Source organism: Enterovibrio gelatinilyticus (genome assembly GCF_028683095.1).
In the GTDB taxonomy this organism is placed as follows: domain Bacteria; phylum Pseudomonadota; class Gammaproteobacteria; order Enterobacterales; family Vibrionaceae; genus Enterovibrio; species Enterovibrio gelatinilyticus.
The window spans coordinates 102,358-118,688 of sequence record NZ_JAJUBC010000008.1; the positions used below are offsets into that span (position 1 = coordinate 102,358).

Here is a 16,331-nt window from a genome sequence, read left to right on the forward strand (position 1 = left end):
AAAATGTCCGACTAATTCATCACTTTGATACAGCGAACTGGCGTCTTGACCATTGTCAGCCGTTAACAAACAGATTTTATATAGCGACGGCAAATCGCTTGGATGGAAGGGGCGTATTTCGAACGGCATAAATAAGGCTAATATTGGCAAAAAATCTAAGCCAAAATGATATATGGGAAGTGGCTAACTTTCCAACATATGGAACAATTAACTCTGAATTACCCTATCCGATTGATTATATGAATATTTCAATCAACAACAATAACCCGATTGCTTTAACAGCAAAACCAAGACGAATCGAAGCCTGCATAGCACCAAACGTCTTGTGAAGTATCCAATTAAAAGGCCGATGGCTCGGCCTTTTTCGTTCCTATCGCCAGAGATAACTGGCGATCGAGAAACGCTACTTCTTGTGTTTTTTGCTGATCTTTTTAGCCTTTTTAATCGCAGACTTCTTCGACGCTTGTTTCTTTGCAACATCAAGAGATTGCGCTTCTTTCAATCTCGCCTTGGCTTTCTTTAGTTTTTTCCCGCACTTCTTATCTTTCTTTTCTGAACTTCGGATAGCCTCCTCTGCATGCTTTAGTTGCGCCTTTGCAGACAGAACACCTTCAGACGCTTTCTTTGCTTCGTCTTGGCACAATTGAACATCTAGCTGAAGCTTCTTAATATTGACCTTTCCCATACCTACTCCTTGTTTAGGGCGCTTTTGCAATTTGTGTGTCAACTTTATTCACGAGTTCATGATCTTTACCGGGGTACTCAAGCTGACTCAGGAAGTGACGCATACAGTTAATTCTCCCCCGTTTTTTATCGTCCGAAAGGATCACTGTCCAAGGGGCATCTTTGGTGTTGGTATGGAACATCATGGTGTCTTTCGCGGCAGAGTAATCATCCCATTTAGACAAAGATGCAAGATCTACAGGGCTCAATTTCCACTGCTTCAGCGGGTCAGATTTTCGTGATTTAAACCGTCTAAATTGCTCTTCACGACTTACCGAAAACCAGTACTTGAACAGCTTGATACCGCTGTTTGCCAGCATGCGCTCTAACTCTGGGGCTTGTCGCAAAAACTCTAAATATTCAGTGTCATCACAAAAACCCATGACTTTTTCAACGCCTGCACGGTTGTACCATGAGCGGTCAAACAAGATGATTTCACCCTTGGTGGGTAAATGTTTTATGTAGCGTTGGAAATACCACTGGTTTCGCTCTCGTGCATTGGGCTTTTCCAACGCGATAACATGTGCACCACGAGGGTTAAGATGCTCCATAAACCGCTTTATTGTGCCACCTTTCCCTGCAGCATCTCTCCCTTCAAACAAGATCACAATTCTCTGATTGGTGTCTTTAACCCAACCTTGCATCTTTAATAACTCAATTTGTAATTCATGCTTGTGTTTCTCGTACTCAACAACATTCATTTTCTTTTTATACGGGTAGTGACCGTCGGCATTCCACGCCAATTGTTTTTCTTTTTTGTTGAGGTCAAAATTAAACGGCTCTTTATTATTGATATCCATGTTTGAAGCTGCATTTCTTTCCAGAGAAAGTGTTTGTATCTGTGTCATTATTTCCCTCCACCATCAGGTTCAATCCATCATCCGTCTCGTAACATTCAGAACGTCTAATTTCTAAGAAAATCATTAACAAACTTAATTATGCAATAGTTAAACATGTAACTTAAATGTTATTAATCTATAGGTTTAATAACGAAAAGTTATCTTTATGAATCTCACCCAGTTAAAGCTTTTCAATGAGTTAGCGCGCGAACTAAGTTTTGTTAAAGTGGCAAAGCTTAATCACATCAGCCAACCAGCCGTCAGCGTCCACATTAAGAAACTGGAGCACGCTCTTGGCCAACAATTGTTCTCGAGAACATCTCAAACCACTGAATTAACGCCGGAAGGTTTAATCATATTGGAAGATGTGAAAGAGATTATTAGGCTCTGCGAGAACATCAAAGTAAGGGCTGATTTTTCACAAGGCGTGCTTGAAGGTCACGTGAGAGTGGCAGCCATTCATAGTGTCGGAATGTATGAGCTAGGAGACTTCCTCGCCGCATTCATGAAAATGTATCCTAAAGTGATTGTTCATCTTGAATACAGGCATAGTGATGAGATCTATCAAGAAATCCACAAAGAAAGAATTGATGTCGGCATTGTCGCCTATCCTCACTCACAGCCAGGCATTGAAGCCATACCCTATGCCGAGGATGAGTTGGTACTCATTGCCGGAAATAAGCACTGGGTCAGTCATAAAAAAGCGGTGTCACTTCAACAAGTTCATAATGAGGCATTTATTACGTTTGGTGAGAAAATCCCCACGCGCATTGCCATTGATAAATTGCTGGAAAGCACACGGACAACTGTGGACATCCGAATGACGCATAACAATATCTACACGCTTAAAAAAGCCGTAGAAGCCGAACTCGGTATTGCCATTGTCCCTGCCGCAACCGTCAATGAAGAAGTTGAGCGTGGCATATTAAAACGCATAAAAATTAAGGACGCAGAGACACGTCGGCCGATCTCAATACTTCGCCAATCCAATCGAAAAAGCAGTGCTCCCGTCAATCTGTTTATTGAAAAGCTACTCGCGTTTAATCAACACCGAAACCGAGGGTAAGGGCATTAAAGCAAGAGACCATCAAGAGCTATCAGGCTTCCATTGTTCTTTCTCTGTACATCGGAATTTACTTATACCCAATTCAGCGGTTTGATGTCCGTTCAATGCAGGTTGCCATATCAGGTTTAGGATGGATAATGCCTGCACATTTTCTTGATTATTGTTGTAAAAATGCGCCTTGATAAATTCGTTTGTAAAAGCACTGCGTTAAACCGTGCAGATGCCATCCAGCTGATTCAAAACGGAGCGGTAACGGTGAACGAACAAGTCGTGACTCACGAGTTCGCACAGGTGCATGAAAACAACACCATTCAGTTACAGGGTCACACATTAATCCCTCGCCCGTTTCGCTATATCTTAATGCATAAACCTGCTGGAACCATTTGCTCCAATATCGATGAAGTCTACCCCTCACTATTTTCCACCACAAACATCGAGCATACAGAAGAATTACACATCGCAGGGCGATTAGATGCGGACACAACAGGGCTTGTATTGATCACTGATGATGGTCATTGGTCGTTCAATATCACCACGCCAACCCAACACTGCGAAAAAGTGTATCGCGTTGGTCTTTCTCGCCCAATTAGAGGTGATGAGGCTGATCGATTCAAGCATGGCATTCTGCTGCAAGGAGAGAGCAAACCCACTCAGCCAGCAAAACTCGATGTGCTAAGCCCGCAAGACGTTTTACTAACGATCACAGAAGGGAAGTTCCATCAAGTTAAGCGCATGTTTTCTGCGGTTGGCAACCGTGTTGTTGCGTTACATCGAGAGCGCATTGGTGAGGTCCTGCTTGATGTTGATGCTGGAGAATGGCGATACCTTAGCGATGAAGAAATTGCTTCGTTCAGATCATAGGCCCAAGACAACAACGCGGATGCCATAGCCTCCGCGTTTATTGATGGTTTCAAAGCCGAGATTAACGCTCGCCTTGCACTTCGAATTCATCAAACACTAAGCGAGCTTTTCCATCTTCTTGAATCTTCCAATGCTCACGGTGAACCACACCAAATGCTTTATTCATGGTCCAATCAGCACATAAAATGAAGCCATCATCGTCTTCTGCTGGTTCCCATTTCACATTGGTGTAATCAACATCAGCAAAACCTTGATCCATGATTTGCTGCCAAAACGCTTGGATGTCCTCACGACCTGTAAATTCGCCAAAGGGACGCGCGACCATCAAGGTAGTGTGATCTGCATACTGCGCGGCACAGCCCGCTGCATCTTGATTGTTGAAGGCATCTTGCCACGCTTTGATTCCCTCGTTATATGGAATAAGTACGTCTTGATTCATCATTTGTTTCGCTCTGTCTTGGAGATATTTAAGGACTTAGTGTAGAAACACGATTAGATTAGATAAATAAAGCAAAACAAACACATTGTTCTTGTGAGAGAAACAATATGCAAACACAGATGAATAAACTTAAACAAATGACCTTGTTTATGCATGTGGTAGAAATGGGTTCAATCACCAATGCCGCAGACAAGTTAGACACCTCCAAATCCGTAGTAAGTCAGGCGCTAAAGCAACTCGAATTAGACCTCGACACAACGCTACTCACACGCACAACGCGCCGACAATCGCTTACCCAATCAGGGGAACACTTCTACCAATACTGTTGTGAAATGCATCGAGTGGCGGAGCACGCATGGGAGGAAATGAAGGTTCAGCAGACAATTCCGAAAGGGAAAATCACCTTAACTGCACCGAACGCCCTGATGTCATCGTTAGTCGTCCCAGCCCTACTGACAGCTTATGCGGATTATCCTGACGTCGAACTCAATTTGATCAATGACGACAATCAACTCGATCTCATGGAAAACAACATCGATCTCGCGATTCGTGCTGGAAGGTCTCTACCTAGCAACAATAAGCAACGACGGATTGGCGAGTTTAGAGATGTATTATGTTGCGCCAAAGACAGTGATTTTTCGTTGGTTAACGCACCTTATATCGCCCATCAATGGCAACCTAAAACGGTATCCCATGAACTCTATAATCCGTTAACTAATGAGACCCGATCGTTAACGTTTTCACCGAGACATAGAACGAACGCGATGCAAACGACACTCGCGCTGATTGAGTCTGGCTATGGCCTGGGGATTTTGCCCAACTTCACTGTTTCCACAAACCCAAAACTGAAACCCGTGTTACCCGATTTTCAGATGCCACGGGTAAACGTATATGCCCTTCACCCATTCCACGGCACTGTGCCGATTGGCGTAAAAATGGCGATTGATGCCATCGAAAGTGCATTACACGACTACACCCAAGCAACCTAGAGATACTCTCCCTACTGGGGCGAACACAAAAAAGCCTGCATCATATGCAGGCTCTGTTCGCGATTGGACATCTTACGACTAGACCATCAAACCTTAAGGCTAGTCGTCTTCTTATGCCGTCTAGCTCGAAGATTATCACCAAGATAGATGATCACACTCAGCAAGATGCACCCACTGATTAAGTTGATAACAGACGTCATTGTGCCATCAAACATCGCACCACTAATGTCTATGACCAAGGCCACCAACGCTAAACGAATCGCTGTGACTAAAGAGGCACTCACACCCGTTTGATTCGGCACGGCTTCCATTGAACGAGCAAAGAAGATTCCGATACACACACCAGCTCCCAGAGAGTAAAGCACCATGAGTGAAGTCACGACCAACGGAAGTTGTTGCCAGCTTGTCGGCAATACAAACATGGTCAACGTCATCAACACGATGGTAAGAAAGCCATATCGGCGCAGGAAGTTAACGCCAAACCACTTCATTAAACGACCATTGTTGATACTCGCAATTACGAACGCCACCAACAAGCTCACTTGATAAAAAGGAAATACCGCACTATCGATACCCAGGTGATTCACAAAAATCAGGGGCATATTAGAAATGAACACCATGTAGCCAGAAAATATGGCGGTGGTGATCAACGTGTTTGCCCAGAACTCGCCGTTTTTCAGTACTGTCACGTAGTCACTACCAATGCCCTTAATGGACAGCGGCTTGCGTTTTTCTACAGGCAGTGATTCCGGCAATTTGATGAAACAAATCAGGCCAGTGACGATGGTCAACGCAGCAATAAACACAAAGTTATAGGTGTACCCGAACTGATAGTTAATCCAACCACCTAACATTGGCGCGAACGCAATGATACTCACGACCAAACTGTTCAGATCTGACACAATCTCAGTGGCTTTTTCTGCTTTGTACAAATCGAAGACCATGGCTGCGCCGATTATCATGCAAGCCGCACTGCCGAAGCCTTGAACGAATCGCCAGAAAATCAAAACATCAATATTGCTTGAAAACACACAGCCCAAACTGCCAGCAATAAATAAGGCATAGCCAACATTAAGAACTTTACGACGACCTACGGAATCGGACAATGGCCCATAGATTAACGATGCCAGACAAATACCAAGGAAGTTAAAACTTAGCACGCGTTGGATCATGGTTTCGTTGGTGTTAAATGCGGTCATCATATCTGGAAAAGCAGGAAGATAGATGTCCGTCTCCATCGCCGCAGCGAGAAAAATCATCAAAATCAAAAAGCGAATCATACGCTCGCTCAATGCATTGGTTGGCATATCACCCCCTATTCTTTGAAAAGTTCACTTGTAATTAAAAGTGCAAATTGCAAACGCTATGCTTTCCCAAACGTATCGTGTTTTAGCCACCTACAACACCTTTTTATAGGAGACAAACGTTTGCATGGGATTGTATGTACCCAGAGGTGAAGTTTTCTTTCGGGTTGGATTATCAACAAAGAAAATAACGTTGAGAAATTGCTTTAGCGTCTGATTGCTTACCTAAGACGGGATCACGGCTTGAGGCGAAAAGGTCATGGATGAGTCCAGCTCAAAAAATACAGCGGAGAAAAATGCTGTATTCCCACAATGTAACCTGACAGTTGTTACTTTGTGTTGCCATGGGAAACGATAACATCAATCAATGAGACAAACGTTCGCGCAGGCTTATACCCAAACAACCTGGAGATGCTCGATTTCAGAGGCCATCAGAGTGTTCAATTCAAGGCGAATTCTTGTAGGAATAGTCATTCTATTTCACAGGAATTTAACGATAAAGTGGACGCTCTGAGGGCCTCCCTTCGGGCGAGTTTACTGACACCACGCTCGGTGTTGTCCCTTTTTGATGGAGTTCACTACATCAGCAAAGGGACGCCTTGATCATTGCGCCAGTAAATCTCGCTGAATCCTGCATCTTCAGGTTGTTTGGGTATAGATAGGAGAAAGCATTCGCTTTCAGGCGAGATTCTACCTCTAATCATAATAAAATCAATGGTCATTTCACCGCCTCATAGACCACATAGACAAGCCCCCTGTCTTAAGTGACTGGCATTTTTAGAGTATTAACTCTAAAATATATCCATCTATCCCAATGTGGACACCTCGATGTTTGCCAGAATACCTTTTTCTCTGCGTGCGCTTGCCCTCGTGACCCTGTTTTTACCCGTCACTTTTGTATCGCCAAACGCTCAAGCAGAATCCATGTCATTTGCCGAAGCATGGCAAGCCGTATTAACCCGCAATGATGCGATTGCCGCAGAACGTGCCAATGTGCAACGCGCTGAACACATGGAAAGCGCCGCCTCTGCCCATCATCTCCCTAGCATTTCTGTCAGCGGTAACTACACGCGGTTAGATCAGAGCGTGGAAGTCTCACCTTCCCAGCTTGCTCACCATATGAAAGGTGGCGATGCGATTGGCAATTTGGCCGGGTTACTTCCGCCCGGCTTAGGTAATCTCGATAGCATGCTTACCACCACATTGGCAGATCGCGATGTGTACACCAGCTCGATCCGTGCCATCTGGCCGATATTTACGGGCGGTCGCATTCTCGCGGCTGGAGACATTGCCAGCGCGCAAAAAGAGGAAGCGCGATATTTGATGCAAATGGCGCAACAAGCCAAGTTTGAAGATCTTGCCAAGGTGTACTTCTCAACCGTGCTCGCAGGACAAGTGGTTCAAACTCGCTTGGAGGTTGAGCAAGGTCTTGCAAAACACCTCGACCACGCGAAGAAAATGGAGGCCCAAGGTCAAATTGCTCGTGTTGAGCGACTACAAGCAGAAGTCTCGTACGACAAAGCAAAAACTGAACGCAAGAAAGCGCAACGCGACCTCGACATTGCGCACGCTGCGCTCCAAACACTGGTAAAAAGCACCGCACCTGTCACGCCTTCAAACGGCCTGTTTACCCAAGACACTGTGCCTGCGATGTCTCCGTTTCTTGCCAAAACGCTTGCCACTTACCCCGGCTTAAAAGTGTTGGATGCCAAACGCCAACAAGCCAATGGCCTTGTCGACCTCGAAAAAGGCAAGTACTACCCGCAAGTCTTCCTTTACGGAAACTACAACTTATATGAAGGTGATTCGTTGACCGCTGAACTGACCCCAGATTGGGCGGTTGGTGTTGGCGTAAGCATCCCACTTGTCGATAGTGGCGGCCGTTCAGACAAACTGAAAGCAGCACACAGTACGGCAGTGCAAGTGAACCACCTGCGCGCTCAAGCTGAACAAGATTTGTCACTGTTAGTTGAGAAAACATGGCGTGAAGCAGGGCAAGCCCTCGAAGAATACCAAGGCCTAGCATCTAGCATTTCACTGGCAGATGAAAACCTTCGCTTACGCGAAAAAGCCTTCGTGCAAGGTCTGTCTACATCATTAGATGTGGTGGATGCAGAGCTTTACCTCGCCAGCATCAAAACCCAGCAACTCGCTGCCGCTTATCAGTATGTCTTGTCACTCTCTCGCCTGCTGGCGATTAGTGGTGACATGAACGAGTTCGTGAATTACCAAGCCGCCGCATTGCAACTGTCAACGTCGCCAACCCTTACTCTTCAAACCTCACAACAGGGATAAACATCATGTCTAACGTAAAATCTGCCATTCTCGTTGTTCCTGCTGTCGCACTGGTAAGTTGGGTAGGTTACAGCTTCTATCAAGCCTACCAACCAGCGCCTGAGCGCTTTCAAGGGCAAATCGAAGCGCAGCAATACAGCGTGTCTTCGAAAGTGCCAGGGCGTGTCGATGAAGTGTTGGTGCGTAAAGGCCAACAAGTCGACAAAGGGGATCTGATCTTCACGCTCTACAGCCCAGAACTTGATGCCAAGCTCGAACAAGCCAAAGCCGGTGAACAAGCCGCAGGCGCTATGGCTGAGCAAGCAGAAAGTGGCGCACGTTCACAAGAGATCAATGCCGCACGCGACCAATGGCAAAAAGCCAAAGCCGCCTCTTCGCTCTATGAAAAAACCTACCGCCGTGTTGATGCGTTATACCGTGAAGGTGTAACAGCCGAGCAAAAACGCGATGAAGCTTTTACCCAATGGAAAGCGTCGGAATACACAGAAAATGCCGCTCGCCAAATGTATGAAATGGCAAAAGAAGGTGCGCGCACCGAAACCAAACGCGCAGCACAAGAACAAGTGCGAATGGCGGCTGGCGCGGTTGCAGAAGTGGAAGCCTACACCCAAGACACCAAGATCCACAGTTGGTACCAAGGCGAAGTTAGCCAAGTGCTGCTGCACCCCGGTGAGCTCGCACCACAAGGTTTCCCTGTTGTGACAGTTATCGATATGAACGACGCATGGGCGGTATTTAACATTCGTGAAGACAAACTGCGTCAGTTCCAAAAAGGCACACAGTTTAACGCCAACATTCCAGCGTTGGGTGACAATGCGTATCGCTTTGAAGTCACGCACGTTGCTCCAATGGGTGATTTCGCCACTTGGCGCGCGACTAACAGCCAACAAGGCTATGACATGCGAACATTTGAAGTGGAAGCACGCCCTGTTGAACCGATACACCAACTGCGTGCTGGCATGAGCGTGTTGGTCACCGAAAACGCTACCCAAGGGTAAGTAGCATGAATAACACCTCATTCTCCTCCTTACTTTGGCAAGAATGGCGGCTTATTGTCTCTGACCGTTGGCTGGCTGCCCTTTTAGGTGGCTTGCCATTAGCCATGTTCTTGTTGGTATGGGCGATATTTTCTTCAGGAACGGGGCGCGATTTGCCCATTGGCGTTGTCGACTTAGACAACAGCGCGTTGTCACGATCACTTGTTCGTTATTATGATGCCACACCAACGCTCGCAGTTCGCACTTTCAGTGATGTAGATAACGCATCGTCATCGTTAAATAGTGCCCAAACCTATGCCACTGTCGTGATCCCTCAGAACTTTGAAAAGGCGACTAAACGGGGTGAAAACCCAGATGTCACTGCGTTATACAACAGCCAGTACATCTTGATTGGTAAGCTCGTCAGCTCGGCAATCAGTCAAGCACAAGGCACCTTTTCAGCATTGGTCGCCACACAAGGCGAAATGCTTCACGGCACCACAGTTGCCACGCAAGCAGCAGGCTTGTCTGTTCCGCTTAGGTTTCAGATAGTCCCCCTGTTTAACGCAGGCACGAACTATGCGCAGTTCTTGGTTTCCGCCATTATTCCAGCGCTGTGGCAAATCATTCTTGTCGCCAGTGGCATGTTATCGATGGCGCTGACGGACAAACGCATTGGACTTGAAGCTTACTTTCGTGGTGCTGTGGTGAAAAAGCTCACCGTAAAAGCACTGGGCTCTGCGCTCCCGCTTTGGTTGTTAGGCATCGGATTTGCGACAGGTATGCACTGGGGATTGGGCTGGCCAATGAACGGCGATTGGTCCATCTTGTTTGCTGCACAATGGCTCATGGTATTGGCAGGCGTAGCGGTTGGCTCATTGCTGTATGTGGGTTCGCGCAATGCAGTGCGCGCCATGAGTCTGGTGGCAGGATTTACGGCTCCCGCATTCGCGTTTATGGGCGTAAGTTTTCCTGCGAGCGAAATGCCTTTCTTCGCGCAATGTTGGCGCTCCATGCTACCTATCAGCCACTACATCACGCTGCAAATTGGTCAATTCAACTATGGCGCAACACTTCAACAGGCCATGCCAGCCCTACTCGCATTGGCATCATTTAGTCTTATCTGGTTGTTGATTGGGGTAAAAGTGAAACGCCTATCCGCAACCCCCGAGGTAGCTCATTCAGATAATGTGAAGTCTACAGAGGTATCATCATGAATTGGCGCGATGTATTCATCAGCGAACTGCGTCGGTTGTTCTCTAACCCTGCCGTGGTTTTTACCGTATTTGGCGGCATCATTATCTACTCTTTGCTCTACCCGCTGCCGTATGCTAATCAGCTGCCCCGCGAGCTTCATGTCGCCATTGTCGATCATGACCAAAGCCAACAGAGTCGCACCTTCATTCGCATGTTGGATGCCACACCGCAAGTGAAGGTCGTCAAGCAACTTGGAAACGAGACAGAATCCAGCCCGTATTTTGCCTCAGCAGAGATCGAAGGCGTGGTCACCATACCTCAGCATTTCTTTCGTGATCTTCTGCTCGGTAAAAGCCCAGTGGTGTCCGTCGGCGGGGATGCGTCATTTTTCCTCACCTACGGCACCATTGTTGAAGGCGTGGTGGCAACAGGCAGCACATTGGGTGCGCAAGTCAAAGTACAACGCACGCTCACGCATGATACCCCCATGCCATTGGCTACCAAGCAATATGCGCCGTTTTCACTCAATGCTGTGCCCGTGTTTAACCCCACAATGGGTTATGGAGACTATGTGGTTCCCGGCGTATTTATGCTGATCTTGCAACAAACCTTGCTGATTGCATCAGGCATGCTGGGCATTTCAGAAAGCGGCAGTCACTCTGGCTCGGCATCAAACCCTGTATCCGCGAGAAACAGCAAAAGCCTCTGGGCAAGAACAGCAATTCTGGCTGCCATTTACTGCATCATGGCGATGTATTATTTGGGTGCGAGTTTAGACATTAACGGTGTCAACCGTATGGCTGATCCACTGCAATTGGCAGCAGTAATCTTACCCTTCTTGCTAGCCACCATCGGTCTTGGCACCTTGATTGGTATTGCGATTAAACGCGCAGAAATGATCACACTGATCGTGCTGTTGAGCTCCATGCCTTTGCTTTTTATTGCCGGATTCGTTTGGCCTAGTAGCGCCCTACCCTCGTGGTTGAATATTATCGCGCAATTTGCGCCATCTACCGTGGTGATCCAAGCCACCTTACAACTGAATCAGATGGGTGCGGATTTCCAAAGCCAACTTAGCCACCTTACTCAACTTTGGCTTCAAGCTGCTGGTTATTTGGGCTTGGCATTCTTGTTCAAAATAAGATTAAAAGGCAAGCACTAACGCCATAAGACAAAACCCCGCATGCCGGGGTTTTCTTTTCTCTGCGCACATTCACCAATGCGTTATTCATTCGCGGTTTGCCAAGCCATAGAAGGGAGCAGTTTCATTACTCACTTAAATCAATAATGAGACATGTGAATTCTTTCCTATACTCATTGATAACTCAGTTATTAATCGAGGAATACCAATGAAAGGTTTGCATTGCACCATCATGTTGCTTTGGTTGTTTTCAACTGCTGCTGCCGCCGAAGTTGGCGTAACAGACAAAACGATCACTTTTGGTATGAGTAATGCCCTTTCAGGGCCTGCATCTGGGCTAGGCAGTGGCGTTAAAGCAGGGACACTCGCCTATTTCGAAAAGATCAATCAGCAAGGTGGTATTCACGGCCGAAAGATCAGCGTGGTTTCGCTCGACGATGGTTATGAGCCCGACCGCGCGGCCAAAAATGCGAAAAGGCTCATCTATACAGACAAAGTTTTTGCCTTGGTTAGTTTTGTCGGCACCCCAACGTCGAAAGCCGTCATGCCTGAAGTCAACCGAGCAAAGATTCCGTATATCGGCCCCTTCACAGGCGCAGAATTTTTGCGTAACCCTGCAAAAAATAACATCTTTAACATCCGAGCCAGTTATTTTAATGAAACCAAAAAACTGGTGGATCACTTTATCAATGACCTCGGTTATAAAAAGATCGCCGTTTTTATCCAAGATGACGGTTACGGCGCGGCAGGTAAAGCGGGTGTACAAAGAGCGCTTCGACAACGTGGTCTTAAAATCCACGCAGAAGGCAGATATAAGCGTAATACACTCGATGTCGAGCAAGGCTTAAATAGCATCATGGCCGCAAAGCCTGACGCCGTTATTATGGTGGGCGCTTACAAAGCCTGTGGAGCGTTTATCAAGATGTCCCATGACAAAGGGTTCTATCCTAAGTTCGCTAACATTTCCTTTGTGGGAACGAAGAAACTCATCGCTGAACTCGGCACTGCAGGAAATGGCAGTTATATTTCGCAAGTGATGCCAAATCCCGATGAAAGCAAACTCAAAATTATCTCTGACTTCAAAGCCGACATGAGCAACTACGGTGTCGACAGCCCATATTACACGCAATTGGAAGGCTACCTGAATGCCATGGTCATCGTTGATGCACTAGACCAATCGGGTCAGTACTTAACACGAGAGCGTTTTATCAGCGCCATGGAGGGTATGAAAAACAAGGACTTTGGCGGCTTAAAAATCAACTTTAGCAAGTCAGATCGACAAGGCTTAGACGACGTTTACCTGACACAAATTGAAGATGGAAAAGCCCTACCTATTCAGAAAATGAAGTGATTGTATGACTATGTTGTTTAAGATTTTTTCTGGGCTGTCACTACGATATCGTATTCTATTGCCTTTGATTGGCAGTATCACGGTGTTACTGATCATTGCGGCCCTTTTCTTCCATCAAATGACATCGAATGAGCTTTCCAAGATTCAGCAAGGTAAAGTGGAAGCCCTCGCTAGCTTTCTCAAGCAATCGAGCAAAACCTACATCTTAAATTACGACCTATCCGCGTTAGAAGATTTCGTTGACGTCGGCATGAAGGATGCCGATATCGACCACATTGAGTTCATCGATGGAAGCGGAATACCCTATACCGAAACCAAGCCAAAAGCCGTGAATTACGCCGTCAAAAACTATTCTGATGAAATTTTGATGGAGGATGGCACATTGCTAGGTGTGCTTAACATTACCTACAACGAAGAGAATTCAACGGCCGCTCTACAACAAAACCTTAAAGTTATTCTGGCTTGCTTTTTCTCCATCATCGCCCTGCTCTGCATCATTATATACCTTGTTGCATTGCGCCTTTCTAAACCCCTCATCGCGATTACACAAGATCTCACTCTGGTGTCTGATGATGCGCTGGATAACTCACGCCTAGTGTTAAAGGGCGCAGAAAGCCTCGCTGACGGCGTAGAGAAACAACGCGCAGCGCTAGATTCCAATGTGTCGGCCATTTCTGAAATCACCGAAATGGTAAAGCAAACTAACCAGAACGTTTTAGGTTGTTTAGATGTATCTAAAGGCACACTTGAATTGAGCAATGAAGGCAGCAAGAACATGGGGAAACTTGCACACTCTGTTGTGTTGATTGAAAACTCCAATAAGCATCTGCAAGAGATTAACGACATCATTCAAAAAATCTCTGATTACACCAAGGTCATTCATGACATCGTGTTCCAGACCAAGCTCCTTTCTCTCAACGCGTCCATTGAAGCAGAACGAGCAGGCGAACATGGGCGCGGCTTTGCGGTAGTTGCACAGGAAGTCGGCCAACTCGCTCTGACATCAGGCCAAGCCTCGCAGGACATCGACAAACTGCTGAAAGACTCTATGGTCACGGTCGGCGAAATCGTGAAGGAAACTGAACTACGCGTAAAAGAAAGCAAAGCGTTATCTGAACAAACGCAAGTTAGTTTTTCCGGCATTTCAAAACAAATTCAGGGGCTTTCGAAAGAAATTGATTCATTCAGTGAGGCTTTCAACCAACAAATGAAAGGGATTGTGCAGGTGAATTCCGCAATGGAATCCATGGCTGGAATCGTAAACAGCAACCATCACATTGCCAACGAAACCTCTCAAGTATCTATGAGTTATAAAGAACAGAGCTTAAAGCTAAAGCAAGTCACCGACACCATGAAGGGCCTCATCAGAGGGAAAAAAGCAGCGAACTGAGTTGTCTTTGGGGAGCGTTTTATTAAGGGAGGTTATTCCACAACCACTTCTGTTTATAACATCTGCGCCTAGCTTAAACTCTCAAACATTCCATGTCTAAACAATGGGAAGGACACGCTAAACGCGGTTCAGACAACGCGCTTATATACAATAGAATGCAAGTACAAGAAGCGTTCCGTGTGTTGAAAATTCCGGCATATGGATGGGCGAATTATGTGGGAGTTATCAGCACCTGTACAATACATTTGCTACGTACAGATTAAACCTAAATTTACCACTTAACTCGGTAAACCAAAAAACCATCTATAACCAATCAACCTGAAGATGCAGGATTCAGATTGTTTGGGTATAGAAAGCCGAATGTAGCAAATCGTGTTGACTTGTCATCAACGATTTAAATTTTTAATTTTTCTAACTCATGTTGGCTTGTAACTTTAATACCGTTGTTCTCTAGCAAACTACAAGTAACCCCCTTTCCTGACACCTTAACACCCTCAAACTTCCCGTTGTAAATAATAGAACTTCCACAAGATGGGCTTGATTCAGTTAAGACTGCATATTCTATTTTATTATCCAGACAAGTTTTAAGCGCTAGCTCAGCACCGTTTAAAAAGGCTTTCGTTACATCCCTACCATCTTTACCAAATATTTTAGCTGAACCATTAAGTACGTCATCACCCGTACCACCACATATTTCAGCGGGGATACGTGGTATTGGTAATCCACCAGCGACTTCAGGACAAAAAGGAGTGATATCGTTCGATTGAATAAACTCGTCAAACTCACTCGATTTCACTTCAAGATTATTCCCGTCATAACGAACTTTACAGCCCAACAAACAAGAACTCACTAATACCTTTGCCATTTCAATTATCCATAAAGTTAGGAACCAGACCAACAGCCCACATTGTATACCATGAGAGAGCGCGTTTATTTGAAAATATTGGAAAATCGCATAAAAAATATCGCCCTCTACGCCTCGTCGTTGAAGCTACCTGACGACTGGAAATTCGCTTCTTCTGGCCTGCGCAAACGCTAATTCTCAGCACATCAAAAGGTTTGCTGACGATTTCGGACAGAAGGATAAAATGACAGGCTTGATGCCGAACTCATCTCACATCATGCAACTGAAGCAATAACATCGACCATCACAAAAATAAGCCCGTGAAAAAGAGTCTGAGTCAATGTGCCTGGGCTGACGCGTTATCATAGCCGCCTTTAACCTTAGAATAAAACTCGTTAAATTCAGTTTCAGTTGAAAAGCTACGAAGAGGAATAACATATACAAGAAGCGGCGCAGTCTTTATGTATAAATAACGCTTGGTTTTCACTAATTCATAGATACCCTCCCATTTCGTAACTGTCTCATTTACGTCCGTTGATTCAATAAACCCAGTGTCAGTGACTTCGTAGGTGTGGTCACCTAACTGACCGTAATTTTTTGATGCACTACCTAATACTGCCAAAGTAGAAAGAACGTAGAAAAACCCGTATACCAGAACTGCCCAGCCTAGAAAGACAGTCAATCTATAAAGTATTTCATCAACGCTAGCATTAAACCCGCCTTTATAAAAAAACACCCCAGCCATAGCTAGCCAAGCATATATTGCAATATTTCTAGCTCCAGGGGACGATATATATGCTTGTGAATTCATCCAAAACAAATCAAGTTTTGTAATATTTACTCTGATCTCCATCAACACTCCATATTGAATCTAACGCTGTGAACTAGCGAGCCCACCAAAAAAAACGATCCGCG

General features: G+C 45.7%; 15 protein-coding genes. 9 read left to right on the forward strand and 6 right to left on the reverse strand.

All coding sequences use genetic code 11. The features are described from left to right. Positions 1 to 403 precede the first annotated feature (403 nt). The gene (locus LRP50_RS08960) at positions 404 to 685 is read right to left on the reverse strand and encodes a hypothetical protein (RefSeq protein ID WP_274164117.1); all 282 of its coding nucleotides are present in this window, start codon (positions 683 to 685) and stop codon (positions 404 to 406) included. 13 nt (positions 686 to 698) lie between these two features. Then, entirely contained in the window at positions 699 to 1,571 is an 873-nt protein-coding gene (gene ppk2, locus LRP50_RS08965) for a polyphosphate kinase 2 (protein WP_420791212.1), read from the reverse strand. A 157-nt stretch (positions 1,572 to 1,728) separates the two neighbouring features. Here ppk2 and LRP50_RS08970 point away from each other — a divergent pair, with 157 nt between their 5' ends. After that, positions 1,729 to 2,628, forward strand: coding sequence for a LysR family transcriptional regulator (locus LRP50_RS08970; RefSeq protein ID WP_274164118.1), 900 nt, complete (start codon positions 1,729 to 1,731; stop codon positions 2,626 to 2,628). 171 nt (positions 2,629 to 2,799) lie between these two features. After that, positions 2,800 to 3,489: a pseudouridine synthase gene (locus LRP50_RS08975; protein ID WP_274164119.1), complete on the forward strand. Its 690-nt coding sequence runs from the start codon at positions 2,800 to 2,802 to the stop codon at positions 3,487 to 3,489. 61 nt (positions 3,490 to 3,550) lie between these two features. Here the strand turns inward: LRP50_RS08975 and LRP50_RS08980 are convergent, their stop codons facing one another. Beyond that, positions 3,551 to 3,931, reverse strand: a complete 381-nt coding sequence (locus LRP50_RS08980; protein ID WP_274164120.1) for a nuclear transport factor 2 family protein — start codon at positions 3,929 to 3,931, stop codon at positions 3,551 to 3,553. A gap of 104 nt (positions 3,932 to 4,035) precedes the next feature. Here LRP50_RS08980 and LRP50_RS08985 point away from each other — a divergent pair, with 104 nt between their 5' ends. Next, positions 4,036 to 4,917 carry a LysR family transcriptional regulator gene (locus tag LRP50_RS08985; RefSeq protein WP_274164121.1) on the forward strand — a complete coding sequence of 294 codons (882 nt, stop codon included), beginning with the start codon at positions 4,036 to 4,038 and terminating at the stop codon, positions 4,915 to 4,917. Positions 4,918 to 5,003: 86 nt separating this feature from the next. Here the strand turns inward: LRP50_RS08985 and LRP50_RS08990 are convergent, their stop codons facing one another. Continuing rightward, complete coding sequence (locus LRP50_RS08990; RefSeq protein WP_274164122.1) at positions 5,004 to 6,224, reverse strand: multidrug effflux MFS transporter; 1,221 nt, start codon at positions 6,222 to 6,224, stop codon at positions 5,004 to 5,006. A gap of 825 nt (positions 6,225 to 7,049) precedes the next feature. On the opposite strand from LRP50_RS08990, the gene LRP50_RS08995 reads away from it, so the two are divergent. From LRP50_RS08995 to LRP50_RS09020, 6 genes are all read left to right on the forward strand, one after another. After that, on the forward strand, positions 7,050 to 8,516 hold the full coding sequence (locus LRP50_RS08995) for a TolC family protein (protein ID WP_274164123.1): 1,467 nt from the start codon (positions 7,050 to 7,052) through the stop codon (positions 8,514 to 8,516). A 5-nt stretch (positions 8,517 to 8,521) separates the two neighbouring features. Beyond that, on the forward strand, positions 8,522 to 9,514 hold the full coding sequence (locus LRP50_RS09000; protein WP_274164124.1) for an HlyD family secretion protein: 993 nt from the start codon (positions 8,522 to 8,524) through the stop codon (positions 9,512 to 9,514). A gap of 5 nt (positions 9,515 to 9,519) precedes the next feature. Then, complete coding sequence (locus LRP50_RS09005) at positions 9,520 to 10,710, forward strand: ABC transporter permease (protein ID WP_274164125.1); 1,191 nt, start codon at positions 9,520 to 9,522, stop codon at positions 10,708 to 10,710. Next, positions 10,707 to 11,852: an ABC transporter permease gene (locus LRP50_RS09010; RefSeq protein WP_274164126.1), complete on the forward strand. Its 1,146-nt coding sequence runs from the start codon at positions 10,707 to 10,709 to the stop codon at positions 11,850 to 11,852. The genes LRP50_RS09005 and LRP50_RS09010 overlap by 4 nt, the downstream gene beginning before the upstream one ends. Before the next feature lie 187 nt (positions 11,853 to 12,039). Beyond that, entirely contained in the window at positions 12,040 to 13,182 is a 1,143-nt protein-coding gene (locus LRP50_RS09015; RefSeq protein ID WP_274164127.1) for an ABC transporter substrate-binding protein, read from the forward strand. Positions 13,183 to 13,186: 4 nt separating this feature from the next. Next, the gene (locus LRP50_RS09020) at positions 13,187 to 14,572 is read left to right on the forward strand and encodes a methyl-accepting chemotaxis protein (protein ID WP_274164128.1); all 1,386 of its coding nucleotides are present in this window, start codon (positions 13,187 to 13,189) and stop codon (positions 14,570 to 14,572) included. A 394-nt stretch (positions 14,573 to 14,966) separates the two neighbouring features. On the opposite strand, the gene LRP50_RS09025 is transcribed toward LRP50_RS09020, so the two are convergent. Together LRP50_RS09025 and LRP50_RS09030 are read right to left on the reverse strand one after the other, a co-directional pair. Further along, positions 14,967 to 15,437, reverse strand: a complete 471-nt coding sequence (locus LRP50_RS09025) for a 2-thiouracil desulfurase family protein (RefSeq protein ID WP_274164129.1) — start codon at positions 15,435 to 15,437, stop codon at positions 14,967 to 14,969. Between the two features lie 316 nt (positions 15,438 to 15,753). Beyond that, entirely contained in the window at positions 15,754 to 16,269 is a 516-nt protein-coding gene (locus LRP50_RS09030; protein ID WP_274164130.1) for a YcxB family protein, read from the reverse strand. Positions 16,270 to 16,331: the final 62 nt, after the last annotated feature.